Source organism: Clostridium magnum DSM 2767 (genome assembly GCF_001623875.1).
Lineage (GTDB): Bacteria > Bacillota > Clostridia > Clostridiales > Clostridiaceae > Clostridium_AM > Clostridium_AM magnum.
On sequence record NZ_LWAE01000001.1, the window covers coordinates 796,673 to 816,538 of the forward strand.

A 19,866-nucleotide genomic window follows, 5' to 3' on the forward strand; every position below is an offset into this window, starting at 1 on the left:
GAAATAAATGAAAATATTAACTGTAGTAGGAGCAAGACCTCAGTTTATAAAGGCTGCTGCTGTCTCAAATATTATAAGAAAAGAGCATAAAGAAATACTTGTCCACACAGGACAGCATTATGATGAAAATATGTCAAAGGTGTTCTTTGATGAGCTTAAAATACCAAAGCCAGATTATAATTTGGAAGTAGGCTCTGGTAATCATGGAAAGCAAACCGGTAATATGCTTATAAAACTAGAAGAAATATATTTAGAAGAGAATCCTGACTTAGTACTAGTTTATGGAGATACTAATTCCACTTTAGCTGGAGCTTTATGTGCAAGTAAGCTATTGATACCAGTGGCTCATGTAGAGGCTGGACTTAGAAGCTTTAATATGAGTATGCCAGAAGAACAGAATAGAATATTAACAGATCACCTTTCTAAACTATTATTTGTTCCTACAAAATCAGCTTTAGATAATTTAAAGAATGAAGGTATTCAAAAGGGAGTACATAATGTAGGAGATGTAATGTTTGATGCTACTCTTAACTTTAAAAAGTTAGCAGAGCAAAAGAACAGCATAATAAAAGAATTAGGAGTAAAGGAAGGTCAGTTTATTCTAACAACTATACATAGAGCTGAAAATACTAATGATATTAGCAGACTAAAAAATATAGTTGAAGCTTTAAATGAATGTGGAAAAGATGTAGTTTTACCACTTCACCCAAGAACTAAAAAATATATTACTGATTATGGTCTAAACTTCAATAATAACATAAAAGTAATAGATCCTGTAGGATATTTAGAAATGATAAATCTTGAAATGAACTCAGAAAAAATAGTTACTGACAGTGGTGGTGTTCAAAAGGAAGCTTTTTTTATGAGTAAACCATGTATAACTATGAGAGATGAAACTGAGTGGGTAGAAACGGTAGAAAATGGTTGGAATAGAGTTGTTGGAACAGATAAGCATAAAATACTAGACAGTATAGTGAATTTCTATCCAGAGAAAAAGCAGGAAAATATATTTGGAGATGGAAATGCATCAGAAAAAATATTGAAATTATTAAATTCATGCAAATAAGCTGTTTCGTAATCACAAAAACAAAAACTAAATAGGTTTTGTTTTTGTGATTATTTTTAGGCAACTTTTTAAGGAAGGAGTGATGAAGAATGTTTTTACATAAAATTTCATATTGCTTAATTTGTCTATATATAATAATCTTACCTCTGATACGTAGTGAAGTTGAGATTGCTGGACAGAAACTGGCAGATGTTATTTTAGCTTTAATAATATTGTCATATTTAGTACAGCTTGTTATTTGTAAGGAAAGCATAAGTAAGTTTATAGATGGTATAAAAGATTTTTTTACCAGTTATTTAAGTATATTTATGAGTATTCTAGCTTTAATGATGCTTATTTCTGTAAGTTATGCTGTGGATAAAAGTTTGGCTTTAAGTGAGAGTATAAGATTTATTGTATACATAATAATTTATTTTATTATTAAATATGATCTAAATAGTAAAAAGTGTACAATAGGTATGATAAAATCTTATATATTTAGCACATTAATTTTATGTCTCTTCGGTGTATATCAATATTTTACTGGATATGGTTTAGAGGGAAAGTTTAGAGAAAACTATGGATATCTAAGATATAAGATAACAGCAAATATGGATAATCCTAATAATTTAGCTGCATTTCTTATACTGGCTATATTTCCTATGATAATGTTAGCTATTTATGAAAAAGAGAAAATAAAAAAGATTTTTTATATAATCTTGAGTACCTTGATATTTACTAATTTAATATTAACAGGATCTCGTAATGCTATAATAGGTATTATGGTTGGAGTTGTTATATTAGCTATTGTATATAGCTTTAGATTAGTTATACTTATGGCACTGTTAGGGGGTATATCTATATTTATACCTGTCATTAGAACTAGGTTAATGGCTATAACCGATAAAACGCAGAATGAATCTAGGGTATATTTATGGGAAATAGCAAAAAAGATGATAAAAGATCATCCGTTATTTGGAGTTGGGAATGGAAATTATGCCACTTTACATGATAAGTATACAGAAATATATCCACAGTTTAAATTTTATATGGATATTAAAGCTACTCATAATTCCTATTTGAAAATAGAGAGTGAACTTGGAATAATAGGGGGAATTTCTTTTATAGGTATATTAATATCAGCACTAATTCAGGTAAAGAAATTTATTTCTACTACTCAAGATGAATTCTATAAGTTTTTTTATACAGGATTTTTAGCATCCATGATTTCATTCTATGTCATGAATATATCTGATAACTTATTTTTTGTCCCTAAAACAACTTCATACTTTTGGATACTTTTAGCTATATCACAAGGAATCATGTTTAGAGTGAAAAGTAATAAATCTTATTTGTTTTAGCTGTTAAATAGGATTTAGTCCAGAATAAAGTATTGATTTAAGTTATTATTGAACAAAGTTTATTAATTCTCGGAGGTGTTTACTATTAAGGTATTACAAATAATATCTGGTAATGATAATGGAGGCGGAGGTAATCATGTTTTAAATTTAAGCTTCTATTCTAAAGATAAATTTGAATGCACTATAGGGTGTATAGGTCCAGGAGACCTTTATAAAAGAGGTAAAGCTTTAGGTATATCTATGGTTCAGTTTGGAAGTAAGGCTGCCTATGATGGTTCAATTTTAAAATATGTCATAGAAAACAAAATAGATATAATAAATTTTCATGGAGCAAAAGCCTTTTTTATGCATTGGTTTTTAAAGCATAAACTCCAAGTTTCATCAGTAGCTACCATACATAGTAACTACAAAAAGGATTTTTTAAACAATAAAATTAAACAAGTATTTTTTACTCCTTTAAGCATTCAAGGCTTAAAGAGCTTTGAACATTATATATGTGTGTCTAATTATATAAGTGATTTACTTAAAAAAGATAATTTTAAAGGAAAGAAATTTATAGTTAACAATGGAATAGATTATGATGCCATAAATGTTGTTAGTAATAAAGAATCTATTAGAAAGATGTATGGTTTGCAGGAGAAAGACTTTGTATATGTTTCTGTAGCTAGAATGCATCCTATTAAAAATCACTTAGGGCTTATACAAGCATTCAGTAAACTGAAGAAAGAAAGAGAGGGAGTGAAGCTTCTCTTAGTTGGTGATGGTGAACTGGAAGAAGCAGTAAGGAGCCAAATAAAAACTTTAAGTTTAGAAAAAGATATAATACTTACAGGTTTTGCAAATAGGCCAATAGATATTGTAAATGCAGCGGATATAAGTATTCTAACTTCTTTTAGTGAAGGCGGGTCACCACCTTTAGTAGTACTGGAAAGTGCAGCAGTAAAAAAAGCTTTCATATGTTCAAAAGTTGGGGATATAGAAGAAACTATAAATGAGCAAAGAGGATTTTTAGTAGATCCTAATTCAGCTCAGGACATATATGAAAAGATGAGAGACTCTTACGATAGAAGAGAAGAGTTAGATATTATGGGAGAAAATCTTTATCAGTTTGTAAAGAATAGATATTCTATGGATAGCTTCTGCAGCAAATATTATAGTGCTTATAAGGAAATACTTTAAAAAAAATAATGGAGTGAAATTGATGGCAGGTAAGAAAGTAATAAAAAGTTCAATTATAGTAATGGTACTAATAATTTTAGGAAAAGTTTTAGCCTTAGTAAGGGATGCTCTTATAGCAGCTCAATTTGGAGTTACTTATGTTACAGATATATATAATTTTGCTTTAGGAATGGTATATCTGCTTACTACAGTTAGTTATGGACTTACTACTACTTTTATACCCCTTCATACTGAAAATCTCCAAAATAGTACAAAGAGGGCTAGTAATAGATTTGTAAATAATGTTATAAATTTATACTCTATTTTTACTATAATAGTTATGGTTTTGCTTATAGTATTTAGTAAATATATAATATATGTATTTGGACATGGATTTGGAAATGATCCAAATGTATTTTCTGCTGCTGTAGAAATCAATAGAATAATGATGTTATCTTTGATATTTGTTAGTTTACAAAGTGTTGTTACAGGGGTACTTCAGTCTCATAAAGAATTTTATGAACCTGCAGCTATGGCTATGGTTTCCAATATAGTCTATGTAATTTACTTAGTATTCTTAACTAATAAATTTGGAATAAAAGGCTTTGCCATAGCTACAGTAGTTGGTTTCTTTATACAATTTCTAATCAATGTACCTAAATATAAAAGGTTAGGATATAGATATGAAAGAATTGTAGATTTAAAGGATAAACAAATATTAAGTATGTTTAAGTTAATGGTGCCAGTTATTATTAGTACCTCTGTAGTACAGTTAAATGCATTTGTAAATAGATCCTTTGCAACAAATATATTTTTCGGTGCTGTTACAGTTTTAGATTGCGCAAATAAGATAAATACCCTTGCATATGAGGTTTTTGCTATAGGAATAGCTATGATTGTTTATCCTACACTTTCAGAGTTAGCAGCTAAAGAAGATAAAATAGAGTATAAAAAGGCATTGGGCAAATCAATAAGTACTATAATGCTTATAATGGTACCAGCAGCTGTGGCGATTGCAGTAATGAGAGTTCCGTTAATAACAGTGATTTTTAAAAGAGGAGCTTTTGGCAGCGAAGCTGTTGATTTAACTGCCAGTGCATTACTTTTCTATGCTCCTGCAATGATTGCATATGGTGTAAGAGATATACTTAATAAAGCCTTTTATTCAATCAAAGACACTAAAACCCCTATGATAAACAGTTTTATAGGAATAATAATGAACATTATTATAAATATTATTATTATGAAGTATATGAAGGTATCAGGATTAACACTGGCAACTACAATATCGGCAGTTGTTACAACTATTTTAATGGCTCTGGATTTAAATAAGAAGTTAAAAGGTATTGAGCTTAAAAAAATGTGGAATAGTTTCTTAAAGATACTTCTTTCTTCAGGTATTATGGGAATAACTTTATTCTTTGTGAATAAAATGGTTATGCTAAAGGTTGGAACTGTGGATGAAATGGTAGGAAGTCTAATATCCCTTATTATTTCATTTGTTTTAGGAAGTATTACATATTGTATTTGTTTATATTTTGTTAAAGTTGAAGAATTCAAATATTTAATAGATAATATTAGAAGTAAAATAGCATAAACATATGTTAGAGAAAGGGGGGTAAAAAATTAGTAAAAAACAGATTTTAGGAATGGATGTAATTAGAGCTTTAGCTATTGTCGCAGTAGTAGTTATTCATGTTTCGGCGACTATATTATATAGGAGTGATATTAACTCATATATCTATAAAATATCTATTATAATTAATCAACTTTCTAGATTTTCCGTACCAGCGTTCATATTTATATCTGGAATGGGATTAACCTTAAGTAATAAAAAGGAGTTAGGATATTTTGCTTTTATTGGACGTAGATTTAGTAGAATTGTTCCACAATATATTCTTTGGTGTTTAATATATATATATTTAACTACCAAGAACTTTGAAATTTACAGTGTAGTATATGATGTGGTTTATGGAAAAGTTTTTTACCATTTTTATTATGTTCCTTTAATTATAGAGTTTTATCTTATATATCCATTTCTATATAGGTTTATAGGTAAGAAATGGGCTGTTATAACTAGTTTTTTACTTACATTTGGAATTTTAATTTACAGTCATTACTTTGTAATGTCTGATGATATGGAATGGTTTTTAGAGAGAAAAAATTTACTTGACTGGATTTTCTATTTTTCCTTTGGCGCCTTTATAGGAGAAAATTTAGATAGGTTTTTAGAAAAGATAAGAAAATATAGAAGAATAATTTACGTTCTATTTTTTCTTTCAATTTACATAATGCTGCAAGAGGCTTTTACCAGTATAAGAGTAGGTAAAGATATTGAATATGCCACTACTTTTTTAAGACCTACGATATTTTTATACAGTATATTATTTATACTTTTCGTATTTTGCATACAATGGAAAGAAAATATTTTTATGAAGTGGATAAGTTATATTGCTAAAAACTCATACTCTATATACCTATCCCATGCGATTATATTATACTATTTTACACAGTATTATATAAATAATTCTTTTGCAATAAATAGTTTGCAATTTTTGGTTAAAGCCTTTATAGTATCATTTATAAGTCCCATAGTAATAAATAAAGCTAAAAACTATTTATAAATTGTAAATAAAGATACCTACCTTTCTTCCTAAAACCTATTAGGGATAGGTAGGGATTTTCTATAAATGTATTGTAAACTTATTATATATTTGGTATATTGTATAATTGTAGATAGTTTCACTTCATTTAAGTTTTAGGAGGATATTCATGCAGAATGAAAGTATAAAAATAGACATAGAAAGAGATGTAGAAGGTAAGAAGATTCAATTTTTTATCAAAAGATTAATGGATATAATATTGTCTATAATAGGAATAGTTATATTATCTCCAGTTTTTATAATACTTGCTATATGGATTAAGTTGGATTCAAAGGGACCAGCTGTGTTTAAACAAATTAGAGTAGGAAAAGATGGAAAAGACTTTACTATCTATAAATTCAGAACAATGATTGTAGACGCTGAAAAGAAAAGAGAATTAGAAATAGATCCAAATGATTTAGGGAATTTTGTGTTTCAAAGCAAGAGTGATAATAGAATAACTAAATCAGGAGCTTTTTTAAGAAAAACTAGCTTAGATGAAATTCCACAATTATTTAATGTACTTATTGGAAATATGAGCCTAGTTGGGCCAAGACCTGAAATACCAGATGTAGTTAAATATTATCCTGAGGAATATAGACAAAGGCTTTTAGTTCCTCCTGGAATAACGGGCTTAGCGCAGGTTAGTGGAAGAGGAGAGATTGAACTTGGCAAAACTGTTTATTATGATTTAACTTATATTAAAAAGTTTTCTATATTGTTTGATATAAAGATATTATTTAGAACAGTATTCTCTGTGGTAAATGAAGAAGGTGCATTCTAATATCATGAAGTGGAAACTTGAATCAGATGGGAGTATTAGAGCGGGTAGTCATCGGATGTAATTGAAAAGTTTAGATTTAAAATGTAAAATTAAGTGGGAAAGATCCTACTTAATTTTTTTCTATATAACATAAATTATAAATGGAGGAAGCAATGTTTACTAGAATATTAAAATACAATATTTTTAATGGTACTAAACTTGAATTGATTAATTACATAGAAAAGTTTGATAAGGTAAATATAATATCAGGAAATCCAGAGGTACTACATAATGGTCTTAATAATGAGTTATTGTTTTCTAGCTTTACCGGAAAAAATGCTGTAATAATTCCAGATGGAGTAGGGACTGTATTGGCAGCAAAGATTATTGGAAAGCCTGTAAAAGAAAAGATTGCTGGTATAGAAGTAATGGAAGAAATAATAAAGAAATGCGAGAAAGAAGGTAAGAGTATATACCTAGTTGGTGCTAAAAGGGACATACTAGAAAGCTGTATAGAAAAGCTGAAAATTAAATACCCTAATTTAAATATAGTTGGAAGTCATGATGGGTATTTTGACTTAAAAAACTGTGATCATATTTTAAAAGATATTCAAAGTAAAAAGCCGTATGCTATATTTGTAGCTATGGGTTCACCAAGACAAGACATGTTCATAATTGATAATATGGATAAGTTAAACTGTAAAGTTTTTATGGGTGTTGGAGGAAGCTTTGACGTATTTTCTGGAAAAATTAAAAGAGCACCCAAATGGATGATCGGTTTAGGCTTGGAATGGTTATATAGAGTTTCAAAGGAGCCATGGAGAATTAAAAGATTAACTTCCATACCTAAATTTTTGTTACAAGTGATAAAATATAATAAATCTAAACAGAAATAGTTCTTATAATTACACAGCTGATGTTGAATAATCAGTATATAATTTACGCAGACTATGTTTTAAAGGAGTGTGATTATATGCAGTTTTATGATGTAATTGAAAATAGAACTAGTATAAAAAAATTTAAGAATACTAGTCTTGATAGAGAAAAAGTAGAAAGAATGATTAATGCAGCTATGATGTCTCCATCTTGGAAGAACGAAGCATCCTATAAGTTTATTTTAGTAGAAGAAGAACATAAGAAGAGTGTCATAGCTGAGTCTATTAAAAATAAAACACAAGATGCTGCAAATTCAGTTAAAGAGGCACCGATGGTTGCAGTAGTAGTAGCTAGTCCTCAAGAATCAGGAGAAACAGATAATAAAGAATTTTATTTAGTAGATGGTGCTATAGCTATGGAGCACTTTATTCTTGCTGCTACAGAAGAAGGTTATGGGACTTGTTGGATTGCAGCAGTAGATGAAAAGAAGGTTAAAAGCGAACTAGGTATACCTGAAAGTTATAGGGTAGTAGGCCTAAGCCCTGTAGGAGAAATTGCTGAGAAGAAAAATGATCAAACTAAAAAGGATGCTAAAAACCATGTATTCTTAAATAACTGGAATACAACTTATACTGATAAAGTAGAAGTGCTGCATTAAATATAATTCTTGTGTTGAACATAAAAGAGAATATTTTTTTACTTTAGAATAATGTAGATATTCACAACAGAAAGTTGACTTATTCGGAGGGATATAATACTAATCTGAAGATAGATTTAAATGTTTTTTTAGTAGTCTTAACGAAGAATTTGAGGAAAAGTTAGAATCTATGATTGTCTGAGCGTATAGCGAGTTATCATAGGTTCTTGCTTTTTCTCAAATTCTGAGTTTTAGACTACTTAGAAATATTTAACGTGCTGAAGATTAGTATTATATCCAGCAGGATAAGTCAACTTTCGTGCGTGATTATTTATAGATTTTCATGTAAGTCTAATTGTTTTTCATAAATAGGAGAAGTCACTTTTAAAAATTTACTTATATTAGCATCCCAGTTATCCAGAATTTCTTTAGCTTTCGAGCTATTAGTATATGAATAATGTTCGCTAATTAGTTCTTTCAATTTGGAAACATCTTTAGGATTAGTTACAGATTTTATTTGTACAATCCCTTTATTGCACTTGTTTATAAAGTCCCCAGATTCGTCTAAAACATAAGCTATTCCACCGCTCATACCAGCACCAAAGTTTCTGCCAGTAGGTCCTAAAATAACCACCATTCCACCTGTCATGTATTCGCAACCATGATTACCTATGCCTTCTACTACTGCATCGGCACCACTGTTTCTTACGCAAAATCTTTGACCTACTTTACCTAGGATAAATGCTTTACCAGAGGTTGCTCCATAAAGGAGTGTATTTCCAGCTATAACATTGTCACTAGGGTTGAAAGTGCAGTTCTCTTCTGGAACTAATATTATTTTGCCACCAGATAGTCCTTTTCCTAAGTAGTCATTGGCTTCTCCATGAAGAGTTAAAGTAAGACCTTTTACTGCAAAAGCGCCAAAACTTTGACCAGCAGAACCTCTTAATCTTAATCTAATAGTATCTTCAGGTAAATACTCACTTCCATAGCGTTTTGCAATTTCGCCACTTAACATAGCACCTACAGTTCTATCTGTATTTCTAATGCTAAATTCACCCTCAACCTTAATTCCTTTTTCTAAAGCCGGTTGTGATATTTGAATTAAAGTTCTATCTATTATTTCATCTATTTTGTGCTCTTGTGGAATAGTACGCTTTCCAACTATGCGAGAAGGAAGCTCTGGTTTATATAAAATTGGGGATAAGTTTAAATCTTTAATTTTGTCTTTAGAAGCTTTTTTAACCTCTAATACATCAACTCTTCCTATTAATTCATCTACCGTTCTGAATCCAAGCTGTGCCATTATTTCTCGTGCCTTTTCGGCAACAAAAGTTAGATAACTAATCAAGTGTTCAGGTTTTCCTTTAAACTTTTTACGAAGTTCAGGATCTTGAGTTGCAATTCCAGCAGGACACTTATTTAAGTTACATTGTCGGCACATTATACAACCAAGTGATATAAGTGCAGTAGTAGCAAATCCATACTCTTCTGCTCCAAGTAAAGCTGCAATGACAACGTCTCGTCCAGAGGTTAATTTTCCATCTACCTGCACAGTAACTCTACTTCTTAGATTATTTAATAGTAGAGTTTGTTGAACTTCCGCAAGCCCTAATTCCCAAGGAAGGCCTACATATTTCATTGAACTAATAGGAGAAGCTCCTGTACCACCATCATGACCGCTAACCATAATTACATCCGCATGTCCCTTAGCTACACCTGCAGCAACAGTACCAATACCAACCTCGGATACTAACTTTACTCCTATTCTTGCAGTTGGATTTACATTTTTTAAGTCAAATATAAGCTGAGCTAAATCCTCTATAGAGTATATGTCATGATGAGGAGGTGGAGATATTAAATCTATTCCAGGAATAGAATGACGAACTTTAGCAATCTCTTTTGTTACCTTGCTACCAGGTAAATGGCCACCTTCACCAGGCTTTGCACCTTGTGCCATTTTAATCTGAAGTTCGTTGCAGTTTACAAGATAATTAGTAGTTACTCCAAATCTTCCAGATGCAACTTGCTTAACTGCACTTTTAGGATTTTCTCTATTAAATCCTAATTGGTATCTACTAGGATCTTCGCCACCTTCACCAGAATTACTGGTAGCACCGATTTTATTCATGGCAACAGCTATTGTTTCGTGAGCTTCTTTGCTTAAGGAACCAAAAGACATACCGGAAATTGTGAAACGTCTTAAAATGTTTTCAGCAGGCTCTACTTCAGTTATTGGAATGCTTCTTCTGTTTTTAAATTCCAATAGGTCTCTTATGGTTACAAGTCTATCAGTTTGTTCAAGGGAATCGTCAGATGTAGTATTATTTACAGATAAATCCCTAAGTTTTTTTACAACAGTAGGTGGAAGTATATGATGTTCTTTATGGTTTAAATTAGAATCATTTTCATAGATTGAGCAATGCCTTTCTACAACTTCGCTTGCAATTCTATCAAGAGTAATTCCTGAGATTCTTGCAGGAGTATGAGGAAAGTATTGGTCTATTATATCTTCATGTATACCTACGCATTGGAATATTTGAGCCCCACTATAGCTTTGTAATGTGGAAATCCCCATTCTTGAAATAATCTTTAATAGGCCTGATGAAACAGCTTTACAGTAATTTTTAAATCCTTCTTCAACAGTTTCTATATTATTTAAATATCTTTTTTCTTCTATCATATTTAAAATAATATGATATACCATATACGGATTAACAGCTTTTGCTCCATAGCCTAATAATAAAGCCATGTGCATAACGTCTCTAGCATCGCCTGTTTCCACTATTAAATCAACTGAGGTTCTTAATTTTTTCTGTATAAGATGGTTATTTACGGCGCTTAAAGCTAGTAAGCTTGGAATTGGAGCATAATATAAATTCGTGTTTCTGTCACTTAATATTAAAATATTATGTCCTTTCATAACACTCTCTTCCGCACGTTTACACAAATATTCTAAAGCTTCTTTTAAGCCGTCTTTACGGTCAGTTTCAAAAATTATTGGGATTGTAATTGTTTTAAAGTATTCATCATCAAGATGTTTTATGTCTTCTAGTTCTGAATTAGAAAGCATTGGATGGTGAAGTTCAATATACTTTTGATCTAATTCAGTTTCTATTTCATCAAGAACCTTACCGTGATTTCCAATATATTGAGTTAAAGACATAATTGTTGCTTCTCTTATAGGATCAATAGGAGGATTTGTAACCTGAGCAAAAGTTTGTTTAAAATAGTCAAATAGAAGCTGAGGTTTATCAGATAATACCGCAAGAGGAATATCCAATCCCATAGACCCTATTGGTTCTTCGCCATTATTAGCCATATATGCAATTGTATTTTGGAGTTCTGATTTGTTATATCCAAACATTTCTTGTTTCAACAATAGAGTTTCTCTTCTCATTGTTTTTATTTCACAAGACTGTTGTATATCTTTAAGAGTTAACTTATTTCTTTTAGTCCATTCTTTAAAAGGTTTTGTTTTAGATATTTTCATTTTAGTCTCGTCATCATAAATAACTCTTCCCTGTGAAGTATCAACTAAAAGTAATTTTCCAGGTTCAACTAAGCCCTTTTCAATTACCATATCATTTTCCACATCTACTACACCAGTTTCTGATGCTAGAATAACTAAATTATCTTTTGTTATCAAATAGCGAGCTGGTCTTAGTCCATTTCTATCTAATGTAACTCCAGCTTTAGTACCATCAGTAAAGGCAATAGTCGCAGGGCCATCCCATGGCTCCATTAGTCTAGCATGGTATTCATAGAAGGCTTTCTTATTTTCATCCATTGTTGAGTCCTTTTCCCATGCTTCAGGGATAAGCATCATCATTGTGTATTCCATTGAATGACCGTTTCGAACAAATAATTCAAATGCATTATCCAAGGATGAAGAATCGCTGCCGCCAGGTTCAACTACAGGTAAAATCTTTTTAAAATCTTCTCCTAAGCTTTTAGAGTACATAACTCCTTCCCTAGCGTTCATTTTATTGATGTTTCCACGAATAGTGTTAATTTCACCGTTATGTGCTATATATCTGAAAGGTTGAGCTAGTTTCCAGGATGGGAAAGTATTTGTGCTATATCTCTCATGTACAATTGCAATTGCAGTTTTGAAAGCTAGGTCCTGCAAATCTAAATAAAACTCATCCAGCATGTAGCCTAGAATTTGTCCTTTATATACTATTGTACTATCTGACAAGCTGCAAATATAAAAGTCATCTATATTTGCTTTTTTAGAATTTCGAATTAAGCTTTGGACTTGTTTTCTTACTATCAATAATTTTTGTCTAAACTCATCCTGTGGTTGACCATTTCTGTCAACAAATACTTGCATTATTACTGGTTGAGTAGCTCTAGCTGATTCACCACAAGCTTTTTCACTTATAGGAACTTCTCTCCAGCCTAATAATTTTTGATTTTCTTGCCTTAATATTTTTTCAAATATGCCTTCACAGAAAAGTCTTGTATTAGGCTCCTTAGGTAAAAACACCATTCCCACAGCATAATCTCCGGGATCTGGTAATTGTATTTCAAGTTTTTGCGTTTCTCTTTTAAAAAATTCATGTGGTATTTGAAGCATAATACCAGAACCGTCACCAGTGGTAGGATCAGCTCCCACAGCACCTCTATGTTTTAGGTTTTTTAATATTTGCAGACCTTGTCTTAGTATGGAATTTGATTTTAATCCATCTATATGACATATAAATCCAACACCACAGCTATCCTTTTCCATATTAGGATTGTACAATCCTTGTTGATCTGGAAAGTTATTTTGACCCATAATAAAATCAGCTCCTTTAACAAACGTTGAATTGTAAATATCTGTACACAAATGAAATGTGCTATTTTTGCAAAATCAATTTTCAGATTTTATAAATGTATGCAACATTGTAGCATACATATGCTGATATTGCAATTACTATATAGCACTATGAGATTAATTTTATAAGGTATTATATAGTGTTGGGTTTAAAATATTAAGTAAGACATTGTGATATATATAACAATACTTAAAAAAATAAGGCCAAGGTTTTCTGTCTCTTATTTTAATTTGTCTAGTAAAAAGAGAAGCTTAAAATCTTCTATTCAGAATTTTAAGCTTCTCTTTTTTATTATTGAAATTTTTGAGGATAACTCATAAAATCTATCATTTTATGAGATTTTGCCATCCAATATATCTTTAAAATTTATGCTTTCCAGCTCGGTAATTAACTTATGTTGAACTGTTTCTAAAGCACAGTGAACACCACATAGGGATGATCTCTTTAAATTACAATGATTAGGGTCATAAAGACATCGGTTTAGATGAATAGGACCGTCAATAGACTCTAACACTGATTTTAAGGTTATGTTCTCAGGAGTCTGATTAAGGGCATATCCACCGTTGACACCTCTATAGGATTTTATAATGTCCGATTGAGTAAGTTTTCTTAGAAGTTTGAGAAGAAATCTTAGGGGTATGTTTTCGTCTTGGGATATAGTTTTAGCTTCAACCCTTTTTCCATATCCCAGTCTAGATAAGTAAAATACAACTCTAAATCCATAATCTGCTTCTTGTGTAATTCTCATGAATACCTCTCCAATACAAAAGTGTACTTAATTGGTGTGATTAAAATATACTACCAAAAAGTTTCCGTGTCAAGAGAAGTATATAATGGTTTTTAATTAATCTATGGCAACTTATCTAGACTTTGAAGTTCATACCCTTTACTTTTCCACTCTTTAATTACTCCATCTAATATTTCAGTATTAGTTTTTGATACTGCATGAAGTAGAACAATGGCTCCATTATGGGATCTTTCCATTATGATTTTTCTACCATAGTCTTCTGAAGGTTGTTTTTTAGGATCCCAATCACTATAAGCAAAGCTCCAAAAGATAGTTTTATAACCTAGTTTTTGTGTGTAATATAAAGAAAGCTCACTATATTTTCCCATAGGTGGCCTAAAATACTTGGGCATCTTTTGACCAGTAACATCTTCATAGGCCTTTTCTAGCACAAGAAACTCATTTTCAAATTTAGAAGAATCCTTAGCTGCAACCTCTGCCATAGATGGATGATTTGTAGTGTGGTTGCACACTAAATGACCTTCGGCAACCATTCGTTTTATTAAATCTTTATTAGTATTTACATAGGGTGTTGTGACAAAAAAAGCAGCTGGTACATTATTAGCTTTTAGAATATCTAATATTTTGGAGGTATATCCATTCTCATAGCCTTCATCAAAGGTAAGATACATAACCTTTTTTGAGGTATCACCTAGATAATAAGCTGAATATTTATTTATTAGATTAAGTATATCTTGTGGTTCTTCAGCAGGTGTACCATCTTTTTTAGGTTTAAAAAACCAGTTTTTTTCTGATCTGTTTAATCTAGAACTATCTAAGCTTTTTATATCTATATCTGTATTTGACTGATCTTTTTTGTCAGTATCTTTATTAGAGTCATTTGAATCACTAGGATATTGGACTAAGTTATTTGAAGCTGTAGTGTTAGGCATATTGTCATTTATAATACCAGCTTTATTGCTACAAGAACAAAAAGTTGTTACTACTAATAAACATATACTTATTATTCTTTTATACATTAAAATATCACCTACCAAACTAATTATATGATATACTTTATGATGTACTTAATTTGATGGTTTATACTTAGTTAAAATGAGGATAAAAAGATGCATGAAAGTTTTGTAAAGAAAATAAAGGAACTCTATGATTTAATTCTACAGCCAGTAGATAACATGTATAAGATCATAACTATAAATAATTATAAGACTATGTTAAATATTAAGGTTAAAAATAAGTTGTCAGAGGAATATTTTAGGTTTAATGGGCTAAATAAAGAAAAAGGAATAGTATATACTCCAGAGGAGATTTCTTTATTTATTATAAAAGAAGCTTTAAAACCACAAGATATAATAAATAATCCTAACATAAAAGTTCTGGATCCAGCGTGTGGATGTGGAAATTTAATAATTCCATGCTTTGAGTATCTTAAAGAAATTTTTAGTGAAAATCTAAATTTAATAAATGAAAAAAACTGTATAAATTTAAAAGAAGAAGATATAACAAAACACATAATAGACAATAATTTGTATGGCTTTGATATAGATGAAGATGCTTTAACAGTGTTGCTATTGGATCTGTTCACTATAAGTGGATATATAAATACGCAAAACTTTAAAAAGAAAGATTTTTTATTGGATAGTATAGATATGAATTTTAATGTTATCATAGGAAATCCACCTTATGTTGGGCATAAATCAGTAGATAAAGAGTATTCAAAGCTTCTCAAAGAAAACTACAAAGGTATTTATAAAGATAAGGGAGATATATCTTATTGCTTCTTCAAAAGTGCATTAGAAAAACTAGAGTATAAGGGGAAGCTTTCTTTTATTACATCTAGATATTTTATAGAATCGCCGAGCGGAGAAGAATTGAGAAAAATATTATTAGAAAAAACCAAATTATATAAAATAGTAGATTTCTATGGTATTAGACCTTTTAAGAATGTTGGTGTAGATCCTGCAATAATATTTTTGATTAATGAAGAAATACCTAAAAATCAAATTGATAATGTAGAAATAGAAGTGATAAAGCCTATGACCAGTACAGGTAAAAATAAAAAGGATTTTTATGAAGCATTATTTATAAATGAGGACAACAATTATAAAAAGTTTTATGTATTAAGTAAAAATCTAGATAATAAGGGCTGGATATTAGTAGACGAAAAACAGAGGAATATAATAAAAAAAATAGAAGAGAAAAGTCCTTTCCTTCTGGAAGATATTTGTGATAGTTATCAGGGTATAATAACTGGGTGTGATAAGGCTTTTGTTGTAGATTACAGTACAATAATTCAAGAGAATATAGAGAGGGATATAATAAAGCCGTGGATAAAAAGCAGCTATATATATAAAGGTCAGGTTTTAGGTGAAAGCAAGTTCGTAATATATTCTGATTTAATAGATAATGAACAAAAATATCCTAATGCTATAAATTATATAATAAACTACAGGGAAAAACTAATGAATAGAAGAGAATGTAAAAAAGGTCTAAGAAAATGGTATGAACTTCAATGGGGCAGAAATGGGGGAATATTTGAAAAAGAAAAAATAATTTTTCCTTACAAATCTAGTACAAATAGATTTGCATTAGATAAAGGAAGCTATTTTAGTGCAGATGTATATTCATTGGTATTAAAAGAACATACTGTATTTTCCTATGATTACCTACTTTATTTATTAAATAGTAAACTATATGAGTTTTATTTTAAAACCTTTGGAAAAAAGTTAGGTGAAAATTTATTTGAATACTATCCCAACAAGCTTATGAAATTGTCAATACCATATATTGCAGATTATAATAGTCAAATGGATGAATCCTATCTATATAAGTTTTTTGAATTAAGTAAGGATGAAATTAATATTGTGGAGGGTTAAGAACTAGTCTTAACTCCTCATGTAATTATCTTATAATATCTTCTACAAACTTTGGAAGTACAAAGCAAGCTTTATGAAGTTCTTTAGTATAATATTTGGTAGCTATATCTATAGTATTTGATAAATCTACTGCCTTTGGATCATGCTTCTTAGAACCTACTGTAAAACTCCAGAATCCGCTAGGGTATGTAGGAATAGCTGCCATAAATAATCTTGTCACAGGAAAAACAGCGTTAGCATCATCATAAACACGCTTAACCACGTCCGGTAAATAGAATGGTGTTTCTGTTTGAGCTATAAAGATTCCATCTTCAGTTAAACATTCATATATTTCCTTATAGAAGCTTCCGCCAAATAAACCTTCAGCTGCTCCGAATGGATCTGTAGAATCTACTATAATAACATCAAATTCATTTTTGTGCTCGTGAACATACTTTATTCCGTCACCTATGAATACCTCACATCTTGGATCTTCTAATGCACAACTTATTTCAGGTAGAAACTTCTTACATTCAGTAACAACATCTCCGTCTATTTCACATAATACAGCTTTTTCTACTGATGGATGTTTAAGAACTTCTCTTATAGCACCACCATCGCCTCCACCAACTACAAGTACTTTTTTTGGATTTGGATGTGTAAATAGAGGAATATGAGAAATCATCTCATGGTAAACATGTTCATCTCTTACTGTTGTTTGTATTATACCATCCAAAACCAACATTCTTCCAAATTCATATGTATCAACTATAGCAAGATCTTGAAATTCTGTTTTTTTTGTAACAAGAGTTTCTTTTATTTTGTATGTCATAGCAGCATCTGCTATTTGGCCTTCTTTTAACCACATATCCATAATAAATACCTCCTAATTAAAACTTTTAATACGCTGTGTTTTTATCAAGCAAATAATATTATAACAATGATTTAATTAATTGACAATGAATAGTAGAATTTCTAGGAAAGTATTATAGATATATGTTTTTCCTTATTATTATGTATAAAAAAATATAAAATGGTAAAAATATATGATAAAAATGTTAAATAACTTGCAGGAAAATAATTCCATGTATATAATAATAGATAAGTATAATATTTTATGTTTATATTTTGAAAATTATACATAATAATCAAAAGAAGGGGGGTAAGAGTGTCTGGCTCGGACTATGCAGATGGATCTGCATATACTGTAAATTGATATTCTAATTCAATTGCAGTCATGTTACGATGTACCACAAATTGTAGCATGGTAAATTAAAGTTAAAGCAAAAGGCTTTAGCGCTAAAACTATTATGGCAATATTTTTATATAGTTTTAGTAGAGCGCGGATAGTATGTACTTAGAATTTGAAAGCAAAGATGATAAATTAATAGCTTACATGGTTGGAGAATTAGATCACCATAGTGCAGAAGAAGTAAGAAATAAAATTGATGATAGGTTGGATAGGGATAGCATAGTTAAATTAATAATGGATTTTTCAGGTGTAACTTTTATGGATAGCTCTGGCATAGGAGTAGTAATTGGCAGATATAAAAAATTAAACTTGAAGAAGGGATCTATATGTATTACAAAGGCTAGAGATTCTGTAAAAAGAGTTTTTGAACTATCTGGTATGTTTAAAATAATTAAGCTTTATGACAGTATTGATGAAGCAGTTGAGAATATTTAGTGGGGGGATTTAGAAATGTACGATAACATGATGAGAGTAGAGTTTCTCAGTAAATCAGAAAACGAAAGTTTTGCAAGAGTGGCAGTGGCATCATTTGTATCTCAACTTGATCCTACAGTAGAGGAACTAACAGATATTAAAACTGCAGTTTCAGAAGCAGTGACAAACTCCATTATTCATGGATATGAGAATAGTAAAGATGGGATAGTAAAAATTGAAGCATATATTGAGGACACGGAACTTACTGTCATAATTGAAGACCAAGGTACTGGAATTGATAATATAGAGCTTGCTATGCAGCCTTTGTATACATCTAGACCAGATCTAGAAAGATCAGGAATGGGATTTACTGTTATGGATACTTTTATGGATAGTTTAACAGTGGAGTCTGAGAAAAACAAAGGGACAAGATTGATAATGAAAAAAGTTTTCAGATCTTTAAGTTAGGTGAAGGATATGAGTGAAGAAGCTGTAAAAAAATTGAGTTATAATTATGAAGACAATGTAGAACTCATTAAACTTGCAAAAAATGGAGACAAGAGTGCCTTAAATAAATTAGTAGAGGTTAATATGGCTCTAGTGGCTACAATAAGCAAAAAGTTTTTAAATAGAGGGTATGAATATGAAGACATATTTCAAATAGGATGTATGGGACTAGTTAAGGCTGTAAATAATTTTGATGATCAGTATAATGTTAAGTTTTCTACTTATGCCGTTCCTATGATACTTGGAGAGATAAAAAGATTTATAAGAGATGACGGAATGATAAAAGTAAGTAGAAGTGTAAAAAATACTGCAAAAAAACTACATTATGATAAAGAAGCACTAACTAAAAAACTTAATAGAGACCCAACTGTGGAGGAATTATCTGAGTACTCAGGAGTAGCTGTTGAAGACATTGTATTTGCAACAGAATCAGCTAACAGCCTTCAATACTTATATGATACGATTCATCAGGATGATGGAGCACCAGTCTTGCTTATAGATAAGCTTAGTGAAAATCCTCAGGAAGACAATGAAATGGTAGATAAAATAGCATTAAAGGAAGCTTTAAAAAGCCTAGATGTGAAGTCGAGACAAATTATTATGCTTAGATATTTTAAAGATAAGACTCAAATACAGGTGGCTAAAATGCTTGGCATAAGTCAGGTACAGGTTTCGAGAATTGAAAAAAAAGTTTTGAAAATAATGAGAGAAACATTAGGTGGATAGGATACAGTGAATTGTATCCTATTTTATTTTGTTTAAAAAATTAAAATACTGTACAAACT

At 30.3% G+C, this 19,866-nt stretch carries 16 protein-coding genes; 12 read left to right on the forward strand and 4 right to left on the reverse strand.

Features of this window, described 5'->3' with window-relative positions; translation table 11 throughout:
• Positions 1 to 7: 7 nt before the first annotated feature.
• From wecB to CLMAG_RS03845, 8 genes are all read left to right on the forward strand, one after another.
• A complete protein-coding gene (gene wecB / locus CLMAG_RS03810) occupies positions 8 to 1,066 on the forward strand; it encodes a non-hydrolyzing UDP-N-acetylglucosamine 2-epimerase (protein WP_066618122.1) in 1,059 nt (352 codons plus the stop codon).
• An 89-nt stretch (positions 1,067 to 1,155) separates the two neighbouring features.
• Positions 1,156 to 2,406, forward strand: a complete 1,251-nt coding sequence (locus tag CLMAG_RS03815; RefSeq protein WP_066618125.1) for an O-antigen ligase family protein — start codon at positions 1,156 to 1,158, stop codon at positions 2,404 to 2,406.
• Positions 2,407 to 2,481: 75 nt separating this feature from the next.
• On the forward strand, positions 2,482 to 3,585 hold the full coding sequence (locus CLMAG_RS03820; protein ID WP_139264190.1) for a glycosyltransferase family 4 protein: 1,104 nt from the start codon (positions 2,482 to 2,484) through the stop codon (positions 3,583 to 3,585).
• A gap of 22 nt (positions 3,586 to 3,607) precedes the next feature.
• Entirely contained in the window at positions 3,608 to 5,161 is a 1,554-nt protein-coding gene (gene murJ / locus CLMAG_RS03825; protein WP_066618127.1) for a murein biosynthesis integral membrane protein MurJ, read from the forward strand.
• 52 nt (positions 5,162 to 5,213) lie between these two features.
• Positions 5,214 to 6,188 (forward strand): acyltransferase, encoded by a 975-nt coding sequence (locus CLMAG_RS03830; protein WP_066618129.1) that lies wholly within the window; start codon positions 5,214 to 5,216, stop codon positions 6,186 to 6,188.
• Between the two features lie 148 nt (positions 6,189 to 6,336).
• A complete protein-coding gene (locus tag CLMAG_RS03835; protein ID WP_066618131.1) occupies positions 6,337 to 6,990 on the forward strand; it encodes a sugar transferase in 654 nt (217 codons plus the stop codon).
• Positions 6,991 to 7,142: 152 nt separating this feature from the next.
• Complete coding sequence (locus CLMAG_RS03840; protein ID WP_066618133.1) at positions 7,143 to 7,865, forward strand: WecB/TagA/CpsF family glycosyltransferase; 723 nt, start codon at positions 7,143 to 7,145, stop codon at positions 7,863 to 7,865.
• A 77-nt stretch (positions 7,866 to 7,942) separates the two neighbouring features.
• Positions 7,943 to 8,503, forward strand: coding sequence for a nitroreductase family protein (locus CLMAG_RS03845; RefSeq protein WP_066618135.1), 561 nt, complete (start codon positions 7,943 to 7,945; stop codon positions 8,501 to 8,503).
• Positions 8,504 to 8,813: 310 nt separating this feature from the next.
• Here CLMAG_RS03845 and gltB read toward each other — a convergent pair whose 3' ends face one another.
• The 3 genes from gltB to pdaA all read right to left on the reverse strand — a co-directional run bounded on the left by gltB (position 8,814) and on the right by pdaA (position 15,072).
• The gene (gene gltB / locus CLMAG_RS03850) at positions 8,814 to 13,265 is read right to left on the reverse strand and encodes a glutamate synthase large subunit (protein ID WP_066618137.1); all 4,452 of its coding nucleotides are present in this window, start codon (positions 13,263 to 13,265) and stop codon (positions 8,814 to 8,816) included.
• Between the two features lie 371 nt (positions 13,266 to 13,636).
• The gene (locus CLMAG_RS03855; protein ID WP_066618140.1) at positions 13,637 to 14,053 is read right to left on the reverse strand and encodes an RrF2 family transcriptional regulator; all 417 of its coding nucleotides are present in this window, start codon (positions 14,051 to 14,053) and stop codon (positions 13,637 to 13,639) included.
• 101 nt (positions 14,054 to 14,154) lie between these two features.
• Positions 14,155 to 15,072, reverse strand: a complete 918-nt coding sequence (gene pdaA / locus CLMAG_RS03860; RefSeq protein ID WP_073393173.1) for a delta-lactam-biosynthetic de-N-acetylase — start codon at positions 15,070 to 15,072, stop codon at positions 14,155 to 14,157.
• A 90-nt stretch (positions 15,073 to 15,162) separates the two neighbouring features.
• Here pdaA and CLMAG_RS03865 point away from each other — a divergent pair, with 90 nt between their 5' ends.
• Positions 15,163 to 16,929 (forward strand): Eco57I restriction-modification methylase domain-containing protein, encoded by a 1,767-nt coding sequence (locus CLMAG_RS03865; RefSeq protein WP_066618143.1) that lies wholly within the window; start codon positions 15,163 to 15,165, stop codon positions 16,927 to 16,929.
• Positions 16,930 to 16,954: 25 nt separating this feature from the next.
• Here CLMAG_RS03865 and speE read toward each other — a convergent pair whose 3' ends face one another.
• A complete protein-coding gene (gene speE / locus CLMAG_RS03870; protein WP_066618145.1) occupies positions 16,955 to 17,782 on the reverse strand; it encodes a polyamine aminopropyltransferase in 828 nt (275 codons plus the stop codon).
• A 477-nt stretch (positions 17,783 to 18,259) separates the two neighbouring features.
• Here speE and spoIIAA point away from each other — a divergent pair, with 477 nt between their 5' ends.
• From spoIIAA to sigF, 3 genes are read left to right on the forward strand one after another with little or no spacing between them, the layout of a single operon-like run.
• The gene (gene spoIIAA, locus CLMAG_RS03875; RefSeq protein WP_066618147.1) at positions 18,260 to 18,595 is read left to right on the forward strand and encodes an anti-sigma F factor antagonist; all 336 of its coding nucleotides are present in this window, start codon (positions 18,260 to 18,262) and stop codon (positions 18,593 to 18,595) included.
• 15 nt (positions 18,596 to 18,610) lie between these two features.
• Positions 18,611 to 19,042 (forward strand): anti-sigma F factor, encoded by a 432-nt coding sequence (gene spoIIAB / locus CLMAG_RS03880; RefSeq protein ID WP_066618153.1) that lies wholly within the window; start codon positions 18,611 to 18,613, stop codon positions 19,040 to 19,042.
• 9 nt (positions 19,043 to 19,051) lie between these two features.
• Positions 19,052 to 19,807, forward strand: a complete 756-nt coding sequence (gene sigF, locus CLMAG_RS03885) for an RNA polymerase sporulation sigma factor SigF (RefSeq protein ID WP_066618156.1) — start codon at positions 19,052 to 19,054, stop codon at positions 19,805 to 19,807.
• Positions 19,808 to 19,866 lie beyond the last annotated feature (59 nt).